Annotated in this window: 16 protein-coding genes; 8 read left to right on the top strand and 8 right to left on the bottom strand. The window is 35.7% G+C overall.

What is annotated here, in order from left to right; translation table 11 throughout:
* Window positions 1–17 precede the first annotated feature (17 nt).
* From rnhA to WFZ86_RS06945, 3 genes are all read left to right on the top strand, one after another.
* On the top strand, window positions 18–500 hold the full coding sequence (gene rnhA, locus WFZ86_RS06955) for a ribonuclease HI (protein ID WP_342691267.1): 483 nt from the start codon (window positions 18–20) through the stop codon (window positions 498–500).
* 105 nt (window positions 501–605) lie between these two features.
* Entirely contained in the window at window positions 606–1,529 is a 924-nt protein-coding gene (locus WFZ86_RS06950) for a PfkB family carbohydrate kinase (protein WP_342691266.1), read from the top strand.
* A gap of 68 nt (window positions 1,530–1,597) precedes the next feature.
* Entirely contained in the window at window positions 1,598–3,496 is a 1,899-nt protein-coding gene (locus WFZ86_RS06945) for an amidophosphoribosyltransferase (RefSeq protein WP_342691265.1), read from the top strand.
* A 312-nt stretch (window positions 3,497–3,808) separates the two neighbouring features.
* Here WFZ86_RS06945 and thiL read toward each other — a convergent pair whose 3' ends face one another.
* A complete protein-coding gene (gene thiL, locus WFZ86_RS06940; RefSeq protein WP_342691264.1) occupies window positions 3,809–4,855 on the bottom strand; it encodes a thiamine-phosphate kinase in 1,047 nt (348 codons plus the stop codon).
* 105 nt (window positions 4,856–4,960) lie between these two features.
* On the opposite strand from thiL, the gene WFZ86_RS06935 reads away from it, so the two are divergent.
* Window positions 4,961–5,893, top strand: coding sequence for a 1-phosphofructokinase family hexose kinase (locus WFZ86_RS06935; RefSeq protein WP_342691263.1), 933 nt, complete (start codon window positions 4,961–4,963; stop codon window positions 5,891–5,893).
* Window positions 5,894–5,975: 82 nt separating this feature from the next.
* On the opposite strand, the gene WFZ86_RS06930 is transcribed toward WFZ86_RS06935, so the two are convergent.
* From WFZ86_RS06930 to lepA, 4 genes are all read right to left on the bottom strand, one after another.
* Window positions 5,976–6,197 carry an addiction module protein gene (locus WFZ86_RS06930; protein ID WP_342691262.1) on the bottom strand — a complete coding sequence of 74 codons (222 nt, stop codon included), beginning with the start codon at window positions 6,195–6,197 and terminating at the stop codon, window positions 5,976–5,978.
* Window positions 6,198–6,421: 224 nt separating this feature from the next.
* Window positions 6,422–7,291, bottom strand: coding sequence for a YARHG domain-containing protein (locus WFZ86_RS06925; protein ID WP_342691261.1), 870 nt, complete (start codon window positions 7,289–7,291; stop codon window positions 6,422–6,424).
* Window positions 7,288–7,917, bottom strand: a complete 630-nt coding sequence (locus tag WFZ86_RS06920) for a DUF2306 domain-containing protein (protein WP_342691260.1) — start codon at window positions 7,915–7,917, stop codon at window positions 7,288–7,290. The genes WFZ86_RS06925 and WFZ86_RS06920 overlap by 4 nt, the downstream gene beginning before the upstream one ends.
* A 104-nt stretch (window positions 7,918–8,021) precedes the next feature.
* Entirely contained in the window at window positions 8,022–9,818 is a 1,797-nt protein-coding gene (gene lepA, locus WFZ86_RS06915) for a translation elongation factor 4 (RefSeq protein WP_342691259.1), read from the bottom strand.
* Window positions 9,819–10,268: 450 nt separating this feature from the next.
* Between lepA and dusB the strand changes: the two genes are divergently transcribed.
* Window positions 10,269–11,261, top strand: coding sequence for a tRNA dihydrouridine synthase DusB (dusB, locus tag WFZ86_RS06910; RefSeq protein WP_342691258.1), 993 nt, complete (start codon window positions 10,269–10,271; stop codon window positions 11,259–11,261).
* A gap of 156 nt (window positions 11,262–11,417) precedes the next feature.
* On the opposite strand, the gene WFZ86_RS06905 is transcribed toward dusB, so the two are convergent.
* The 3 genes from WFZ86_RS06905 to rbfA form a co-directional block, all read right to left on the bottom strand.
* Window positions 11,418–12,470, bottom strand: a complete 1,053-nt coding sequence (locus tag WFZ86_RS06905; protein ID WP_342691257.1) for a glycoside hydrolase family 53 protein — start codon at window positions 12,468–12,470, stop codon at window positions 11,418–11,420.
* 530 nt (window positions 12,471–13,000) lie between these two features.
* The gene (locus WFZ86_RS06900; RefSeq protein ID WP_342691256.1) at window positions 13,001–14,200 is read right to left on the bottom strand and encodes an ABC transporter permease; all 1,200 of its coding nucleotides are present in this window, start codon (window positions 14,198–14,200) and stop codon (window positions 13,001–13,003) included.
* Between the two features lies 1 nt (window position 14,201).
* A complete protein-coding gene (gene rbfA / locus WFZ86_RS06895; RefSeq protein WP_064715752.1) occupies window positions 14,202–14,594 on the bottom strand; it encodes a 30S ribosome-binding factor RbfA in 393 nt (130 codons plus the stop codon).
* A gap of 259 nt (window positions 14,595–14,853) precedes the next feature.
* Here rbfA and WFZ86_RS06890 point away from each other — a divergent pair, with 259 nt between their 5' ends.
* From WFZ86_RS06890 to WFZ86_RS06880, 3 genes are all read left to right on the top strand, one after another.
* Window positions 14,854–18,012 carry a UvrD-helicase domain-containing protein gene (locus WFZ86_RS06890; RefSeq protein ID WP_342691255.1) on the top strand — a complete coding sequence of 1,053 codons (3,159 nt, stop codon included), beginning with the start codon at window positions 14,854–14,856 and terminating at the stop codon, window positions 18,010–18,012.
* Between the two features lie 32 nt (window positions 18,013–18,044).
* Window positions 18,045–19,235 carry a glycine C-acetyltransferase gene (gene kbl, locus WFZ86_RS06885; protein WP_342691254.1) on the top strand — a complete coding sequence of 397 codons (1,191 nt, stop codon included), beginning with the start codon at window positions 18,045–18,047 and terminating at the stop codon, window positions 19,233–19,235.
* Window positions 19,236–19,344: 109 nt separating this feature from the next.
* Window positions 19,345–20,802: an OmpA family protein gene (locus tag WFZ86_RS06880; protein WP_342691253.1), complete on the top strand. Its 1,458-nt coding sequence runs from the start codon at window positions 19,345–19,347 to the stop codon at window positions 20,800–20,802.
* Window positions 20,803–20,805: the final 3 nt, after the last annotated feature.

The raw sequence follows: 20,805 nt of genomic DNA, 5'->3' as shown, positions 1-20,805 counted from the left end.
AAAATCACATTTATACTATGTCTCATCAAGTTCATATTTATACCGATGGAGCGGCCAAGGGGAATCCTGGCCCTGGAGGGTACGGTGTGGTTATGGAATGGGTAGGAAAACCATACAAGAAGGAATTCTATGAAGGATTTCGATTAACTACAAACAATAGAATGGAGTTATTGGCAGTTATTGTAGGCCTTGAAAAGTTGAAGAATGACAATACCACAGTTTTGGTGATTTCTGATTCTAAATACGTAGTAGATTCTGTAGTGAAAAAATGGGTTTTTGGTTGGGAGAAAAAACGATTTGTTGATAGAAAAAATGCAGATTTGTGGATACGCTTTTTGATAGTCTATCGTAAACATCAAGTAGATTTCAAATGGATTAAGGGTCATAATAATCATCCACAAAATGAGCGCTGTGATGAATTGGCAGTGATGGCATCTCAACAAAAACAACTTTCAATAGACTCTTATTACGAAAAAGAAGAACAAAAAAAAATGATTTAATCAGTTGAAAATCAGTATTTTTTTGTTTTGAGGCTTTGCTGTTTTCAATCGTTGCAACTTTACACTTTATAAACTATCTTTGCGCCTTAATTTGAAACACAGCAAATGAATAAATTACTGATTGTTGGAACAGTAGCTTTCGACGCAATTGAAACTCCTTTTGGGAAAACCGATAAAATTTTAGGTGGTGCGGCAACATATATTGGTCTGTCTGCGTCTTTTTTCAACTTACAATCTGCAATTGTATCGGTAGTAGGGGATGATTTTCCTCAAGAACATTTAGATTTATTAACTTCTAGAAATATCGATATTTCGGGAATTGAAATTGTTAAAGGTGGTAAAACATTTTTCTGGAGTGGTTTGTATCATAATGATTTGAACTCAAGAGATACTTTGGTAACAGAACTTAATGTTTTGGCTGATTTTCAACCAAAAGTACCTCAAAATTTCAAAAATGCTGAAGTAGTAATGTTAGGAAATCTTCATCCATTGGTACAAAGTAGTGTTTTGGATCAAATGGAAACTACTCCAAAATTAGTAGTCTTGGATACTATGAATTTTTGGATGGATTGTGCCCTACTTGAACTGCTTGATGTAATTAAGCGTGTAGATGTAATTACCATAAATGATGAAGAAGCTAGACAACTTTCAGGAGAATATTCATTAGTTAAAGCTGCTGCTAAAATTCATACTCTTGGACCTAAATATGTAGTGATTAAAAAAGGAGAACACGGAGCTCTTTTATTCCATAATAGCGAAGTGTTTTTTGCGCCAGCATTACCATTAGAAGAAGTGTACGACCCAACAGGAGCAGGAGATACTTTTGCTGGAGGTTTTTCTGGGTATATTGCTCAAAGTGAAAATATTTCTTTTGAAAACATGAAAAACGGAATCATTTACGGCTCGAATTTGGCTTCATTTTGTGTGGAGAAATTTGGAACTGAAAGGATGGTTGGTTTAGATGAAAACGAAGTGAATCAGCGCTTGAAACAGTTTAAAGCTTTGACTCAATTTGATATCGAACTATAATGACTTAAGCTCAGGAAACTGAGCTTTTTTTAATAAACAGCATAATTACAACACAACAATAAAATACCATGAGTGACGCTTTACAACACGAATGTGGAATAGCTTTAGTACGACTTCTTAAGCCGCTTGAATACTACAAAGAAAAATATGGATCTGCTTTTTATGGCATCCAAAAAATGTATTTGCTTATGGAAAAACAGCACAATCGCGGTCAAGATGGTGCTGGATTTGCAAGTATAAAACTAGATGTTGAACCAGGGCAAAGATACATCAGCAGAGTGCGTTCGAATCATGCGCAGCCCATTCAAGATGTTTTTGCTCAAATCAACTCCAGAATTAATGAAGAACTTTCTGCACACCCTGAATATGCGGATAGCGTTGCGCTTCAAAAAGATAATATTCCTTATTTAGGAGAATTGTTTTTGGGGCATGTTCGTTATGGAACTTTCGGCAAAAATAGTATTGAGAGTGTGCATCCTTTTTTACGCCAGAATAACTGGATGCATCGTAATTTGATTTTAGCAGGAAATTTCAACATGACCAATGTTAAGGAACTTTTCGAAAACTTGGTAGAGCTAGGTCAGCATCCTAAAGAAATGGCGGATACCGTTACTGTAATGGAAAAAATTGGTCACTTTCTTGATGACGCAGTGACTGATTTGTATCAAGATTGCAAAAATGAGGGTTTAAATAAACGAGAAGCTTCACCCGTAATAGCCGAACGATTAAATGTTGCAAAAATTTTGCAACGTGCTGCCAAAAATCTTGACGGAGGCTATGCTATGGCAGGTCTTCTAGGGCATGGAGATGCGTTTGTTTTTAGGGATCCTGCTGGAATTCGTCCTGCGTATTTCTATCAAGATGAGGAAATTGTTGTGGTAGCTTCAGAGCGACCAGTAATACAAACAGTATTTAATGTTCCTTTTGAAAAAGTACATGAAATTGATCCAGGAGCTGCCTTGATAATTAAAAAGAATGGAACAGTTTCTATGCAAGAAATTCTTCCTGCAATTACAAAAAAGGCGTGTTCTTTTGAGCGAATTTATTTTTCAAGAGGTAGTGATGCTGAGATTTATAAAGAGCGCAAAATGTTAGGTAAACTGGTATTGCCAGCTGTTTTGGAAACAATAGATTATGATACTGATAACTCTGTGTTTTCTTATATACCTAATACAGCAGAGACCTCTTTCTTTGGAATGGTTGAGGCTGCTCAGGATTTTTTAAACCAACGTAAAAACAATTACATTTTAGCCAATAGAAATACTTTAACTACTGAGAGTTTACAAGAGTTGTTGGCTGTTAAAATTCGAACCGAAAAAGTAGCCATTAAGGATGCTAAATTGCGAACATTTATAACAGAAGACAGCAGTCGAGATGATTTGGTGGCTCACGTGTATGATGTAACTTATGGAGTGGTTCAGCCTAACGATAATTTAGTGATTATTGACGATAGTATTGTTCGTGGAACTACACTAAAGAAAAGTATCATCAAAATGATGGATCGTTTGAATCCTAAACGTATAGTTGTGGTTTCTTCGGCACCTCAGATTCGTTATCCAGATTGTTACGGAATTGACATGGCTAAGTTGGAGGGTTTAATTGCTTTTAGAGCGGCTTTGGAATTACTTAAAGAAAAAAATCTGTATCATATAGTCGATGAAGTATATGCTAAGTGTAAGGCACAGGAAAACTTTAAAGATGTTGAAGTGGTAAATTATGTGACTGCGATTTATGATCCATTTACCCCACAAGAGATTTCAGATAAGATTGCTGAAATGTTAAGCTCTTCTGAAATTAATGCAGAAGTAAAAATTATTTTTCAAACAGTTGAAAATTTGCATATAGCTTGTCCTAAAAATTTAGGTGATTGGTATTTTACGGGTGATTATCCTACCCCAGGAGGCAACCGTGTTGTTAATCGAGCTTTCATGAATTTTTACGAAGGGAAAGACGCTAGGGCTTATTAAAGAAATCATAAAATATGTATTTAATCGGATTTTTATGCATTTCATCGGAAAAGATTGTTAGTAATATAGCTTTGCAGTAAGTTTACTACACCATAATATTAGTAGGTTAAGTTTATGGTAGATTTGGGGCAAAAAGGGTGGAAGAAATTCCACCTTTTTTATTTTAATTGTTAAATTATTTTACTTCTTATAATTATGTTATTCTTGTTTTAATTTTTTGTAATTATTTTAAGAATATTTTTTTAAATATGTTATATAAAAAAGAGTCGTTTTCAATTGAGAAAACGACTCTTTTTTTTTTGGTCAATATGGTTACTCACTCAATGCATTCCAGCCTCTGGCTTTTAATGGAATTTTAGTATTCGCTCGAGTGATTAAATGTGTTCCTTCACTTGGTTCGGTCATATGTCCAATAACTGTAAAGTTGGGATTTCCTTTTATTTTATCAAAATCAGTAATGGCTATTGTAAATAATAATTCATAGTCTTCTCCGCCATTGATCGCAATAGTGGTGCTGTCGATATTAAATTCTTCACAAACCGAAATGAATTGAGGGTCTAATGGCAATTTGTCTTCATATAAATTACACCCCGTATTAGATTGTTTGCACAAATGCATGATTTCAGAAGAGATACCGTCAGAAACATCAATCATAGCAGTTGGTTGTATCTCTAAGGCATGTAATAAGGTACGAATATCTGTTCTTGCTTCTGGTTTTAGCTGTCTTTCAATTAAATAGGTGTAGGTGTCTAAATCAGGCTGTGAATTAGGATTTACTTGAAAGACTTGTTTTTCTCTTTCTAAAACTTGAAGCCCCATGTAAGCAGCACCAATATCACCTGTTACAACTAATAAATCAGTGGCTTTTGCTCCGTTTCGATAGACGATTTCGTTTTCATCTGCTTCACCTAAAGCGGTAATGCTAATAATCATTCCTTTTTGAGAAGAAGTGGTATCGCCACCTATTACATCAACTTTGTATGCTTTGGCAGCTCGAGTAATTCCTTCATACAATTCTTCTAAAGCCTCTAACGGGAATCGATTAGAAACGGCTATTGAAACAGTGATTTGTGTAGGTTTTGCATTCATAGCACAAATATCTGAAAGGTTAACCACAACTGCTTTGTAGCCCAAATGTTTCAGAGGCATATAGGCCAAATCAAAATGTACCCCTTCAATTAGTAAATCGGTTGAAACTACTGTTTTTCTTGTGCCAAAATCCAAAACAGCTGCATCGTCTCCAATTCCTTTTAATGTTGACTCTTGATTAATTTCAAAGTTTTTTGTCAAATGGTCGATTAACCCAAATTCACCTAATTGAGCAATACTAGTACGTTGAGGGTTTTTATCTTCAATCATGTTTTTTTATGGTTTTAAAAAAGCAAAGGTACAAAGAATTAATTGCCAAGAATGCTTCGATTTTCATCGAAAATATGCATCTTTATGTAATTAAAAATTGAAACTATGGAAGCATTCGATATAGTGACCCTAACGGTCAACCCAGCAGTTGATAAAAGTACTAGTTTTAAAGGATTAGTAGCGGAACAAAAAATTCGTTGCGAAGTGCCAAGATACGATGCTGGTGGCGGTGGAATCAATGTCTCTAAAGCTATCGCTCGTTTGGGAGGTAATTCTATGGCGGTATTTACTTCAGGTGGAGCAATGGGACAATTGTTAGAAGAATTAGTAGCTAAAGAAAATATTGCCAGTGAGGCTGTTGCTGTGGAGAGTTGGACAAGAGAAAGTTTTGTGGCGGTAGATACGAATACCAACTCCCAATACCGATTTGGATTTACGGGAGGTTCGTTAAGGGAAGAAGAAAGTAAGCTATTTTTAGCTAAAATTGGGGAGTTCAAACCTAATTTTTTGGTTGCTAGCGGTAGTTTAAATGAAGGTTTAAATTCCGATTTTTATCAAAAAGTAGCGCATATTGCTAAAGAGAACAACTCAAAATTAATTATAGATACCTCAGGAGAAGCTTTAGAAAAAGTCCTTGAAGTTGGCGCTTATTTAATCAAGCCGAATGTTGGTGAACTAGCCAAATTAATTGGAGAAGAGCGACTAGAAATGGAAGAAGTAAACGAAGCAGCCAAGAAAATTATAGCTAAAGGAGGTGCAGAAATAGTAGTGGTATCTCTTGGTCCACAAGGCGCTATTTTGGTTACCAAAGACCATTATGAGTTTGTTCCTGCTCCCAATGTCGCCAAAAAGAGTACGGTAGGTGCTGGTGATAGTATGGTAGGAGGAATGGTTTGGGCGCTATCTCAAAATAAACCGTTAAAAGAAGTTATTCGATGGGGAGTGGCTTGCGGTTCAGCCGCCACGATGAACGAAGGCACACAATTATTCAAAGGCTCCGATGCACAGCGATTGTTTGATTGGTTGAAGGATAAATAAGCCCCCTAGCCCCCAGAAGGGGGAATAAAAAAAAGCCTGACAATTTTAAAATCGTCAGGTTGTTTAATACTATTTTCTGAGTTTATAGACTGTTAGATACTTTGTTCCAATCCAAAAGGCGTTCAGGATTAGTTTTAGCTTTAGCGATTCGATCTAAAACAATTTTTTGATGTTCTATAGGAATTTCAACATCTTCATTCCAAAGCGCATCATTGATTTTCAATCGATCTTTTGGGGATAATTGTTTAACCGCTTCAAGTAATTGACTTACACTTAAATCAATGTTTAATTTTATTGTTTCCATAAAAACAAAGTTAATGAAAAAAGGTTTTGTTACCTGTTAGCCTTATACTATTTTCTAAGTATAAATAGTCTTAATTATTAGTTTGAAAATAAATATGATTTTTAATCTAAACAAAAAAACCTGACAGTTTTTACATCGTCAGGTTTTTTGTTGCATATTTTAGTATTTTGGTGCAGAAGTATTTTAATATAAACTGTTTTTCTGCGCAAAAAATATCTTATTTTTCACCTTCCAAAACTGTCGTAATTGTCTTCGGCATATTGTTCAAAACGCTCTAATAATTTAATATTAGCTTTTTCTAGAGCGGTTAATTTTGCATCTACATTTTCTGAAACAGGAATGTACCATTCAACAGAGTCAAAAAATTGACGATAACTTTTTTTCTTAAAAGTATATCCGTGTCGAGCATAAATAGTATTTCGTAAAATTTCTAATTCTAATTTTTTAAGATTTTTGAGATCGTTTTCTGTTAGTTTTTTAGTAGAAGAATTTATTTTTGTGATGACGTCGCCTGCTGAACGATAGGTTTCTTGATAATAGGTTTCGGGCACTGTAGTACTATCTGTTTGAGTTTCTACTATAGTGTCGATTTTTTCGCTATAATAATCGATATAAGCTTCATCTTCAGGAAGCATAAGATTTGGATTGTATTCAAAGCTTTGTTTTTTTAGTTTAAATGTTCTTTGTGTAACGGCTTGTTTTTTGTTGTTTGAAAACCAGGTTCCATTTAATACATTGTTTTTAATAGAAAATTCGAATTTTCCATCATCTTTTTTGTCGCCAGGTTCTTTCATAGTAAATATTAAACTATCAGCTACTTGCTTGAATTCGCCTGCAATAGGTCTACTATTACCTGCAACGATACTTTGCCCGAATACTTTGTTCCCTTCTATTTTCTTGATTACTATATTTATTTTGTTAACATAGACAAAATTAGATGTGGTATCATAAACTTTGGCCACAAAATCGCCGACCCAGTTGCCATATAACTCTGTATTTAAATCTTCATTGGTATTTAGAGTCGCGATTTCAGATTTTTCCTTTTTACAAGAAATAACTAGAATAACCAGTACAAGAGCAAGTGCTTTTTTCATTCGTTTCTATGTTTAAAAATATAATATTCGATAATTAAAAGATTTGGTATCCAGCCTAGCCAAGCTATAATTTGATAAACGTCCATAGGAGATGGATGGAATAAATATACAATAATTACTTTCCAAAGGCGTAAAGTAACTGCTGAAAAGGCTAAAGCAAAACTCCTCAGCATATTCGTACGATGATCTTTCTTGTTCTTTCTTTTTATTGCCAAAAGGCCTTTTAGTGTGAACCAAAACCATAGTATAGCTAAAGTCACAAATGAAATTTTAGAATACAAACCTCCATTTGCAAAGCATCCGATAAAAAGCCCAGAAGGAGAGGCCAGAAGTAAAACTACATATACATATAGTTTGCCAAACCAGCGATGGATTCTAGGATGTGATTTTAATAGGGAAGTATTGAATTGAGTAAAACCAGCAATTAATGTAAAAATAGAAGCACAAACGTGAATGTAGAAAATAAAGAAATATGGTTTTATTTCTAGAATTTCAGTTTGCTTTATTTGCAGAAATCCAGCATTAGAATTTACAGGAAAATATTTTAATGTTATTTGCAGCATTAAAATGAAAAAATAGAGAAGTCCAGCCAACCCAATTGATTTTAGAATAGTCTTTTGCATCATTTATAATTATAATACAAGTGTCAAATCTAAACAAAAAAACCTGACAATTTTTACATCATCAGGTTTCTCAATATTGTAATTCCCCCTTCGGGGGTTAGGGGGCTCTAGTCGTTCAACTTCAAAACAGCCATAAACGCTTCTTGCGGAATCTCTACATTTCCTACTTGGCGCATACGTTTTTTACCTTTTTTCTGTTTTTCCAATAGTTTACGTTTACGAGAAATATCTCCACCGTAACATTTGGCGGTAACGTCTTTACGCAAGGCTTTTATGGTTTCACGAGCAATGATTTTAGCTCCAATTGCGGCTTGAATTGGAATATCAAATTGTTGTCTCGGAATCAACTCGCGCAATTTTTCGGTCATTTTTTTACCAATTGTATAAGCGTTGCTTTCGTGAATCAACGCAGAAAGCGCATCCACTTGATTAGCATTTAATAATACATCCAATTTAACCAATTTTGAAGCACGCATTCCAATAGGAGAGTAGTCAAACGATGCATAACCTTTAGAAACTGTTTTTAATCGGTCGTAAAAGTCGAATACTATTTCAGCCAATGGCATATCAAAATTTAATTCCACACGTTCAGTGGTCAAATAGGTTTGATTCGTGATAATACCACGTTTTTCAATACACAAACTCATTACGTTACCCACGAAATCAGACTTGGTAATGATAGTCGCTTTGATATAAGGTTCCTCTACACGATCCAATTTTGATGGTTCCGGCAAATCTGATGGATTGTTAACGATAATAGCTGTTTCAGGCTCTTTTTTGGTATACGCTAAATACGAAACGTTCGGAACCGTAGTAATTACAGTCATATCGAACTCGCGCTCTAATCGCTCCTGAATAATCTCCATATGTAGCATTCCTAAGAATCCACAACGGAAACCAAATCCTAAAGCCGCCGAACTTTCAGCCGTAAATACAAGAGAAGCATCGTTCAATTGCAGTTTTTCCATCGAAGCTCTTAGTTCTTCAAAATCTTCTGTATCGACAGGGTAAATTCCAGCAAAAACCATCGGTTTTACGTCCTCAAAACCTGTAATCATATTGGTGGTAGGAGTTTTGGCGTCTGTGATAGTATCACCTACTTTTACTTCTTTGGCTTCTTTAATTCCAGAAATCAAATACCCAACATCCCCAGTTGAGATGATGCTTTTTGGAACTTGATTCAGTTTTAAAGTACCTACTTCATCGGCAAAATATTCATTGCCAGTAGCCATAAATTTTATCTTTTGACCTTTTTTGATTTCTCCATTTACCACACGGAAAATAACTTCAATCCCGCGGAATGGGTTATAATGTGAATCAAAAATTAAAGCTTGTAACGGTTCTTCTTTGTTACCTTTTGGAGGTGGAATTTTTTCAATAATGGCTGCCAAAATATTTTCGACACCAAAACCTGTTTTTCCTGACGCGTGAATAATATCTTCTAATTCACAGCCCAATAAATCGATAATGTCATCGCTTACCTCTTCAGGATTAGCACTTGGCAAATCGACTTTGTTTAAAACTGGAATGATTTCTAAGTCATTTTCTAAAGCCAAGTATAAGTTAGAAATCGTTTGTGCTTGTATACTTTGAGCCGCATCTACAATCAAAAGTGCGCCTTCGCAAGCGGCGATTGAACGAGAAACTTCATAGGAGAAATCCACGTGACCCGGAGTGTCAATCAAGTTTAAGATATAATCCTCACCTTTGTATTTGTACTCCATTTGTATGGCGTGACTCTTAATGGTGATGCCACGTTCGCGCTCCAAGTCCATATTGTCCAACAATTGGGCTTTTTCTTCGCGAGCGGTAACCGTCTGCGTAGCGCCTAATAATCGGTCGGCAAGGGTGCTTTTTCCGTGGTCAATGTGTGCAATAATGCAAAAATTTCTTATATGTTTCATTTTCAATAAATATCAAATTTTATGTCATGCTGAGCGCAGTCGAAGTAGGGCGTGACCACAAGGGTCGGGCTATCTGTTCCCGCTTTTTTTGTTTTCTCTAGTCAAGGACTTGAACCCTTGGCTAGAGAAAACAAAAAAGAGCTCCACTACTATCCCTCACGCACAATGTCATTAAGTTAAGGGGAAAAAGAAAAAATAGGACGCAGATTCATCAGATTTTCACTCATTTTTCTGCATAAATCTGCGAAATCTGCGTGAAAACAAAAAGAGCAATTCCTTAACTTAATGACATTGCCCTCACGCAAACCCTGCTAAACGACAAATAATCTGCAAATATACGCTAAATTCAATAGCTTCAAAGCCAACAACAACCATATCTAAAAAGTCTTTCAAAATAACCTTTTTATCCTTTCGCTTAAAAACCGTAATTTTGCAAAAAATTACCTCAAGATGGTCAAAATTGGCAACATAGAACTTCCAGATTTTCCTTTACTTCTTGCACCTATGGAAGATGTGAGCGATCCGCCTTTTCGCAGATTGTGCAAAATGCACGGTGCCGACTTAATGTATTCCGAGTTTATTTCTTCTGAAGGATTGATTCGCGATGCCATCAAGAGCCGAATGAAGTTGGATATTTTCGATTACGAACGTCCCGTTGGAATACAAATCTTTGGTGGCGATGAAGAAGCGATGGCTTTGTCTTCAAAAATCGTTTCTACCGTAAATCCAGATTTAATTGATATTAATTTTGGTTGTCCCGTAAAGAAAGTCGTTTGTAAAGGCGCTGGAGCAGGAGTTCTAAAAGACGTCGATTTGATGATTCGTTTGACCAAAGCAGTAATTGATAGCACCCATTTGCCCGTAACCGTAAAAACCCGTTTGGGTTGGGACGATAATTCTATCAACATCGATGAGGTGGCCGAGCGTTTGCAAGATATTGGTGTTGCGGCATTGAGCATTCACGCTAGGACTCGTGCTCAAATGTACAAAGGCCACTCCGATTGGTCTCACATTGCTCGTGTCAAAAACAATCCAAGAATCACCATGCCGATTTTTGGAAACGGCGATATCGATTCACCTGAAAAGGCTTTGGAATATAAAAACAAGTATGGTATCGACGGTATTATGATTGGTCGTGCCGCTATTGGTTATCCTTGGATTTTTAACGAAATCAAACATTTCTTTAAGACGGGAGAACATCTGGCTAAACCCACGGTGGCTGATAGAGTAGAAGCGGTTCGCAACCATTTGACTTGGGCTATGGATTGGAAAGGCGAACGTCACGGAATTGTAGAAACAAGACCACATTATACCAATTATTTCAAAGGAATTCATTCGTTTAAAACCTACAAACAACAATTGGTTACACTTGATAAGCCTGAAGAATTATTTGCTGTACTAGATGAGATTATGCTTAATTATTCTGATTATCAGTTGATTTAGTTTGGGATCTTAATAACGCAAAGGGTTATTACTTTTCATTTCTGCTAGAAACGACTTGGTTATTCTTAATTGATTGCTTCCGATTGTTAATTAAAATTCCCTAAACCAGTTTATGAAAGTTGGTTTAGGGAATTGAAGTACTACGAAAATTACTTCTTAATTTAATAAAAATCCATCTAAGGCTATGGTTGGTCTGCCATTACTACCCCATGCGCCTTTAGTATAATTCTGGAAATTATGGCATTGAGGCTCCCAGTAAAAAACACCTAATCCTTTGCCTCCTGTTACTGAACTGGTTTTGTTGAGGATATCTTCAATAAATAATTTACTAGTTTCAGGTGAGCCAACAGACATTCCAATCTCACAAAGCATAACTAATTTTCCATATCGGGAAGCCATATCATTCATGTTGCTTAAACATTGATTGTTTAGGGATTGCCAATTTGTTGTTTCTGGATAAAGTGACATACCAATTACATCATAGCTTGCGCCATTTGCTTTTAGACCATCAAACATCCAACGGAATAGTGCATTATCATAGCCATTTGATAAATGCACAATTGTTTTTGCATTTGGAAAAACAGATTTTACACCATTGTGACCACTAGTTATTAATTGAGCAAAATTTTTCATATTAACAGAAGCCTTTCCTTCATTCCATAACATTCCATTATTGGTCTCATTACCCACTTGAACCCACTCTGGAGTAATTCCTGCTGATTTTATGGCTGTCAATACTGTAACAGTATGATTCCAAACGTCTGTGTACAACTGACTAATGTTGTGAGATGACCATGCGGCCGGCTTAGTTTGATTTGCTGGGTCTGCCCAAGTATCACTATAATGGAAATCAATCATAATTCGCATTCCGGCAGCTTTAGCTCTTTTTGCTTTTGCTATTACATCTGCTTGATTGTTCCATCCGCCAGATGGATTTACCCATACTCTTAATCTAATGGAGTTCATGCCTTTTCCTTTTAATATGGTAAAAAGATCTTGCTGTGTGCCAGCTGAATTGTAAAACTTGCTGCCAGCTTTTTCCATTTGCGTTAGCCAACTTACATCAGCGCCTTTAGCAAAACCTGAAATTAATTTACTGCTAATTGTTGTTTTAGGTGCTGTTGATTGAATAGCGATGTCCTCTTGTTTGTCACAGCTGATTATAAATAATGACAAAAGTAGTAAGCTGCTGTGTATTATTTTTTTCATAAAAAAAGATGTTATAAATTAAAGAATGTGTTTTTTTAGACAAAAATAATTGCACAATACATATATTTATGGTTTTGTATACCAGTTTTTAATTTCTAAGTTTAATTGTTTTCAATAAACCATTGAAAAATCTCTCCAAACGTTCATTGTAAAAAAAAGTTATAGGATTACAAATCATAACTGGTAGGTAGTGGTGGCTATTTTTATCATAACAGCAAACTGCACTTCTATTAGGTAGTCGATAATTTTGATAAAAATTTTAAACCCAGAATCCGCATTAGACTTCGTAGCCAAACTGAATTATTCAATAAAAGCAAGTGCTCACGTACTATTTTTGAAGAAGCAATACCTTTGTGTTTTGAATTTAAAAATGGGATTAAGTTCTTGGTTTTGAAGAAGACATCGAAGATTACATTTGACCAAAACAACAATATTAAAAACAAATGAAATTCATTCACTGTACTCCGCTAAAAAATATAAAAATGATGAAGTAATTTAGTTGTAGTAGATTTATAATGTGGAATCTGGGTTTAATCCAATAACTTTTTACTCACACGACTACTTGCAATTAACGAAGCCAAAAAGCCAAGCGTGATAATGGTAGCCATTACGATTGCGATGTTTTCAAAACTAAAAACGACTGGATAAGCCAATGTTGGGGTAATCATAATCCACTCGAATTGTTGTTGCAATAACACAATTACGATACCCAAAACCAATCCGATGATTCCTCCATAAACACTCAATAAAGTGCCTTGTAGCAAGAAAATGTTGCGAAGACTCTTGATTTCTGTTCCAAGATTGAACAAGGTTTTTAGATTGCCTTTTTTGTCCAAAATCATCATAATCAAAGCGCCAATCAAGTTAAAAAGTGCAACAACAATAACCAAGGTGAAAATTAAATACACCGCGATGTTTTCGGTGTTTAACATTTTATAAAGCGACTCGTTCAACTGTGCTCTATTTTTTAGCGTGATTTTATTTTTGAAAATCGTTTGTAGTTGCTCAATTATAGCCGCTTCATCGGCATTTGGGCGGAGTTTAAATTCTATCCCAGAAATTTGATTGGGTTGGTATTCTAGTAATTCTTGTGCCAATCCTAAGTCGGTAAAAACGTATTTTGAGTCCAAATCTTCGCTAATCGAATAAATCCCAATCGGAATCAAATCGGTTTGATTAAAGGCTTCTGATGGAATGGTAATCGTTCCTTTACCCACCCTTGGAACCATAACTTCTAGCGCCGTATTGTAATCAAACAAACCCATCGAGAATTTTTGCGCCATTCCGTATCCTACCACAACTTGATAGGTGTTGGGTTGCAGCCATTGTCCGTTGTATAGTTTTTTTTCAATGGCGTTTACTTTGGTGAATTGCGTGTCCACTCCTTTCAAATAAGTCACTTCTTGCTTATCTGCAAAAGTAAAAAGTACCCGTTCTTCAATAATCTTGGAGAACGAAGCAATTCCAGCTATTTTTTTGATTGCTTGACCTTGTTGGGGAGTAACAAAAAACGATTTGCCAAGGGTAGGAGACGCTTTTAAATCGGGGTCAATTTCGTTGGTAAACGAAAGACTAAATTCTTTCAAACCGCTAAATACCGAAAGCACCACAAAAAGAGCCATAGCCCCCACAATGATGCCCAAACTAGCAATACGATTAATGATGTTAATAGCGCTGTTTTTGCTATTACTTCTTAGGTATCTGTGCGCGATGTAAAGCGGAAAATTCAATTTAAAACTGTCTGCGTTTTTCTAATAAATCTCTGTTTTCAATAGGATTTTCTTGATTTTTCAAGGCATTGTCAATTTTCTCGATATAATCCAACGAGTCATCAATAAAGAAAACCAAATTAGGAACTCTACGCAATTGCAAACGAACACGTTGCGACAAATCGTGTTTAATCAAGTTGGTATTCGTTTTTATGGCTTCTAATGTTTCTTTTGCCTTCTCTTGAGGAAAAATACTTAAATGCACCGTAGCTACCGATAAATCAGAGGTTACCACTACTTTGGATACTGAAATTACTAAATTAGTAACGCCATTTTTTCTCACTTCACCTTGCAAAATGTCCACCAAATCTTTTTGGATGACACCGCCTATTTTTTTCTGTCTATTTGTTTCCATACTGCAAAAATACTACTTTTAAGCTTTATTCGAACAAATTTTCAACGGAACAATCCTGATTCTAAAATATTCCGATCGGTAATCAGGAGCTATTTCCTGCTGTACGCTATATCTTTGCTGCCGAATCCCGGCAGCAAAGGATGCCGCTTCCATCAGGGCTAGGGTTTAGGATAATCGAGAGATTTTATTTTTATTGTTCACTATTATCCTTTCAGGGTTTTGACAGGATAAGACGAAAGGTTTACAAACAATCACAACTATGCAAAGTACTTCCTTTTCAATATATGACGCATCTGCTGGCTCGGGGAAGACCTATGCATTGGTTAAAGAGTATCTTAAAATTATTTTGGTTGCCCCAAAAAACGATGCCTATCGTCATATTCTAGCCATCACTTTTACCAACAAAGCGGTGCAAGAAATGAAAAGCAGGATTGTAGGTAGTCTATCTGAATTTGCCAAAGACGAACCCAATGCCAAAGCGCTTGAATTAATGCAGGATTTGGCTATTGATACTCAGTTGTCTTTGATTCAAATCAAAACCAAAGCGCAACAAATCATCAAGCATATTATTCATAATTATGCGGCTTTTGATATATCTACCATCGATAAATTTACGCATAAAGTTATTCGTGCTTTTGCGCTTGATTTGAATCTCCCAATGACTTTTGAAGTGACCTTGGATACCGAAAATTTATTAGTCGAAACCGTAGATGCCATTATTGCTCAAGCTGGCGAAGATGCAACCCTAACGCAACTACTCATCGATTTCACTATGGAGAAAACCGATGATGATAAATCTTGGGATATTTCAAGGGAAATTTTAGAAACCGGTCGACTAGTGCTTAATGAGAATAATCGCAATGAAATTGCTCAATTTCAAGACACTACGATTGGTGAATTTGTAAAAATAAAAGAGAAATTGCTGCAACTTAATCGCGATTTAGAACAAGAGACGATGACTGCGGCAGCTGTAATTTTAGAACAAATAGACTCAAATGGCATTGATCCAAAATCTTTTTCTGGGGCTTATTTTCCAAAGCATCTTTTAAGTATTCAGGAAGGAAAATTTAACCCTAAGAACAAAACCTATCACGAATTTGACGATATAAAAATCAACAAAACAGCCAAAGACAGAGCGATTATTGAGGCCTTAATTCCTGAATTTTTGAGTCAGTTAGCTGCTATTTATAAAGTTTTTGAAAAGATTAATTTTTATAAAGCTTTTCTAAAAAACATTACACCTTTGTCCTTATTGAATACGGTCAGCAACGAGTTGGCCAAAATTCAAGCAGAACAAAATGTACTTTCAATTGCGGAGTTCAATGCTATTATTCATCGAGAGATTCAAAATCAACCTGCACCTTTTATTTATGAGCGCTTAGGAGAGCGGTACCGCCATTTTTTTATCGATGAGTTTCAAGATACTTCCGAAATGCAATGGCAAAATCTCATTCCGTTAATTGATAATGCCTTGGCGGGTCAAGATGATTATGGCGTAAAAGGAACTTTGATGATTGTGGGTGACCCAAAACAATCGATTTATCGTTGGAGAGGCGGGAAAGCAGAGCAATTTATAGCCTTGAGCAAAGACCATAATCCGTTTAGCAATCCAGATAAAAAACTGATTCATTTGGATAAAAATTACCGAAGTTATTCAGAAGTAATTGACTTTAATAATGCTTTTTTCAAGATGTTATCGTCTGAATTTACCAATGAAGATTACAAAGATTTATACGAAAATCACAGCCACCAAAAAGCGAATGATAAAACAGGCGGTTATGTAAATATCTCTTTTATTCCTCAGTCAGCCACTAATGAGGAAGATGAGGAAACACTTGATAAAACAGAATTGTATGTTTTGGCGACATTGCAAACAATTCAAAAAGTAACTGCTCAAGGATTTGAATACAAAGACATCGTTATTCTTACCCGAAAACGAGAACAAGGAATTGCTATAGCAAATTATTTAACGGAGCAAAATATTCCTTTGTTGTCTTCAGAAACTTTGATGATTCAAAATGCCACCGAAGTCCGTTTTTTGATTCATTTGTTGAGATATTTAAATAATAGTAATGACTTAGAAGCCAAGGTGAATTTTTTGTATTTCATTGCCAAAAACAAACAAAATCTATTAGCTGTCCCTGATTGTATTGCGCAAGGAATGGCATTGTCAAACGAAGCTGATTTTGAGACTTGGTTGCAACAGCAATTTGGGGTGCAATTCTCATTTCAGGACATCCGAAAAAAAGCTTTGTATGAGGCGGTTGAGATTAGTATTGCTAAGTTTTTGACTGCAGAAAATAGCAATTCTTATGTGCAATATTTTTTAGATATTGTTTTAGAGCGAGACATTCGCAATCAAGCTGGAATAGCAGATTTTTTATTTTTTTGGGAGAAAAGTGGTTCCAAATTCAGTATTCCTTCTCCAGAAGGTAGCAATGCAGTTCGAATAATGACCATTCATAAATCCAAAGGATTGGAGTTTCCAGTAGTAATCATGCCTTTTGCAGAGGAAGATTATTCACGCAAACCCAAAGATAAATTATGGCTTGATGCTGAAAAGGAAGAACTTGGATTAGATAAAGTATTGATCGACAATAGTAGTGCCGTTGAGGGTTTCGGAGCAGAAGCATCAGAAGTTTACCATCAAAAAAAGCAAGAAGAATTGTTGGATAATATTAACGTTTTGTATGTAGCATTGACTAGGGCAGAGGAACAATTGTATATTATTTCTAATATGAACTTGTCCAGTAAAGGTGATGTTCCAAAGAACAATATGTGCACTTTCTTTATCCAATATCTAGAGAGTCAAAATCAATTTGATAGCGAAAAATTAACCTATGATTTTGGTCTAGCTACTAAGCTTTCAAAGTCAGTTAAGTACATTGATGCTACCAAGCCAATTCCTGTGATGGATGCTTTTTTAGATCCTAAAAATATAAAAATTGCTCAAAAAGAAGCCTTAATGTGGGGTACACAACAGCAAGAGGCCATTGCTTACGGAAACGTCGTACACGAAATCTTATCACTGGTAAAATATAAAACGGATATTACAAAGGCAATTGAGGTGGCTTTGGAGAATGGATGGATTCATTTCGAACAAACAGAAACGGTGACTCAAACGATTCAAGCCATTGTTTCACATCCTGAGTTGGTGGGCTATTTTGAGGAAGAAAATCAGGTTTTTAATGAGCAAGCCATTATTCAAAACGAAGGAACAACAATGAAACCAGATCGAATGGTTTTGAAAGACGCTAATGAAATGCTGTTGTTGGATTATAAAACAGGAGTTCATAATGTTAAATATCAGCAGCAATTGGAGAATTATCAAGAAGCTATTGAGAAAATGGGATATAAAGTAGTTAAAAAGGTATTGGTATATATCGGATTAGCAATCGATATAGTAAATTTGTCATAAAAACTAAATTTAGAATATAAAAAACACATACTATGTACGGTAAGATACAAGAATACTTGCAAAACGAATTGCAAACCATCGAAGCTAATGGCCTTTTTAAAAAAGAAAGAATCATAACTTCAGCTCAAGGGGCTGAAATTACAGTGAATGGTGAAACGGTACTTAATTTTTGTGCCAATAATTATTTGGGGCTTTCTTCGCATCCAGAAGTTATACAAGCCGCAAAAGACACCTTAGATTCTCACGGCTTCGGGATGTCATCCGTTCGTTTTATATGTGGGACACAGGATATTCACAAAACTTTAGAAAAAAAGATTGCAGATTTTTATGGTACAGAAGACACTATATTGTATGCAGCAGCTTTTGATGCTAACGGAGGTGTTTTTGAACCTTTATTAGGAGAGCAGGACTGTATCATTTCAGATAGTTTGAACCATGCTTCTATAATAGATGGAGTGCGTTTGTGTAAAGCGGCTCGTTATCGCTATGAAAATAGCAATATGGAAGATTTGGAGCAGCAACTAATCAAAGCGACAGAAGTAGGTACACGTTTTAAGTTAATTGTTACTGATGGTGTTTTCTCAATGGATGGACTTGTAGCGCCTTTAGATAAGATTTGCGACTTAGCGGATAAATACGATGCAATGGTGATGGTAGATGAATGTCACGCGGCAGGTTTTATTGGAGCCACAGGAAAAGGAACATTGGAAGCTAAAGGAGTAATGGGACGTGTTGATATAATTACAGGTACCCTTGGGAAAGCTTTAGGAGGGGCTATGGGTGGCTATACTACAGCCAAAAAAGAGATTATTGAAATTTTACGTCAACGTTCAAGACCTTATTTGTTTTCAAATTCATTGGCTCCAGCTATTGTTGGGGCATCAATTAAGGTATTCGAGTTGTTAGAAAAAGACACGTCTCTTAGAGACCAATTAGAGTGGAATACCAACTATTTCAAACAAGGGATGCTTAAAGCTGGTTTTGATATTATTGATGGAGATTCAGCTATTGTGCCTGTTATGTTATATGATGCTAAATTAGCTCAAACAATGGCCAACGAGTTGTTAAAAAATGGGGTGTATGTTATTGGTTTCTTTTTTCCAGTAGTTCCAAAAGAAAAAGCAAGAATCAGAGTTCAGTTGTCTGCCAGTCATACTAAAGCACATTTAGATAAGGCTTTAGCTGCGTTTGAAAAGGTAGGTAAATCGCTAGAAGTGATTTAATATAAGTGTTTTGACTTTTTTTTGTAGGTTTTTTTTATCTTTTAATTTTGTCACTAAAAAATAAGTTGCTACTTTTGTTTATAATTAACTAAATTTTAATAGAATCATTATGAAACATCTTAACAAACTTTTAGTTGCTGTATTGATGGCTGCGGGTTTATCGACCCAAGCTCAGGATAGTAACAATCCGTGGGCAATTACCATTGGTGTAAATGCTATTGACTCAAGGCCTAGTGTGAAACAAGATCACGTAAATTGGTTTCCACAACACTTTTCTCAGCCAGTTGCTGTAAAAGACAATTGGAACATTCTTCCATCAGTATCTTATATTAGCGTGTCTAGACACATTAATGGAGGATTCTCTTTTGGATTGTCTGGTTCTGTAAATAAGATTGATAAATTCGTTTCATTTGATCCTACAAATGCAGCTGCTGATAGTAGAGGAATGGTAGTTGTAAATCCTGGAGATTTGATGTACTACGGAATCGATGGTACTGTTAAATACAGTTTCATGGAAATGATCGGTACAAAATGGTTTGATCCAAGTTTACAAGCAGGTGGAGGATATACTTTCTTAGGAAAAGATAGTTTCGGAACTGTTAATGTAGGATTAGGATTGACTTTCTGGTTTACTGAAAATGTAGGTTTAGCATTGTCATCTACATACAAAAAATCTTTTGGAGATAGAAATGATGGTTTAAATCCTGAATCTCCATCTTTAGCTCAACACACTGCTGGTATCGTATTTAAATTTGGAGGTAAAGATACTGATGGTGACGGAATCTACGATAAAGATGACGCTTGTCCAGAAGTTGCTGGTTTAAAACAATTCAACGGTTGTCCTGATACTGACGGTGACGGAATCGTTGACGGAAGCGATGCTTGTCCAGATGTTGCTGGTTTAGCAGCTTTCAACGGATGTCCTGATACTGATGGAGACGGAATCGCTGACAAAGATGATTCTTGTCCAGATGTAGCTGGTCCTGCTTCAACTAAAGGTTGTCCTGATACTGACGGTGATGGTCTTGCTGATAAAGATGACAAATGTCCTAAAGAAGTTGGCCCAAGAGATAACAAAGGTTGTCCAGTTCCTGTAGTATTAGACGCTGATAAAGATGGTGTGCCAGATGGAGAAGATGCTTGTCCACTCGTAGCTGGTCCTGCTAGTAACAAAGGTTGTCCTGAAGTAACTGAAGAAGTAGTTAAACAGTTAAAAGTAGAAGCTAGATCTATTTTCTTCCTAAGTGGTAAATCTACTTTAGATACTGCTAAACCTGCAACTGCAACTAGTTTAGACGCTATTAAAGAAATTATGAAAAACTATCCATTTGCTAAATTTGAAGTTAATGGTCATACTGACAACGTTGGTAAGCCAGAATTGAACAAAAAACTTTCTTTAGCTAGAGCTAAAGCTGTAGTTGATGCATTAGTAGCAAGAGGTGTTAATGCAGACAACTTAACAGCTCAAGGATTTGGAGATACCAAACCAGTTGCTTCTAACAAAACTCCTAAAGGTAAAGCAGAAAACAGAAGAACTGAAATCATTTATGTTGGTTCAGGTAAGTAAACA

Origin of the sequence: Flavobacterium polysaccharolyticum (assembly GCF_038739875.1) — a bacterium.
Classification (GTDB): domain Bacteria; phylum Bacteroidota; class Bacteroidia; order Flavobacteriales; family Flavobacteriaceae; genus Flavobacterium; species Flavobacterium polysaccharolyticum.
Note: the sequence above shows the minus strand (reverse complement) of the source record. Positions and strands in the feature narration are given on the sequence as shown.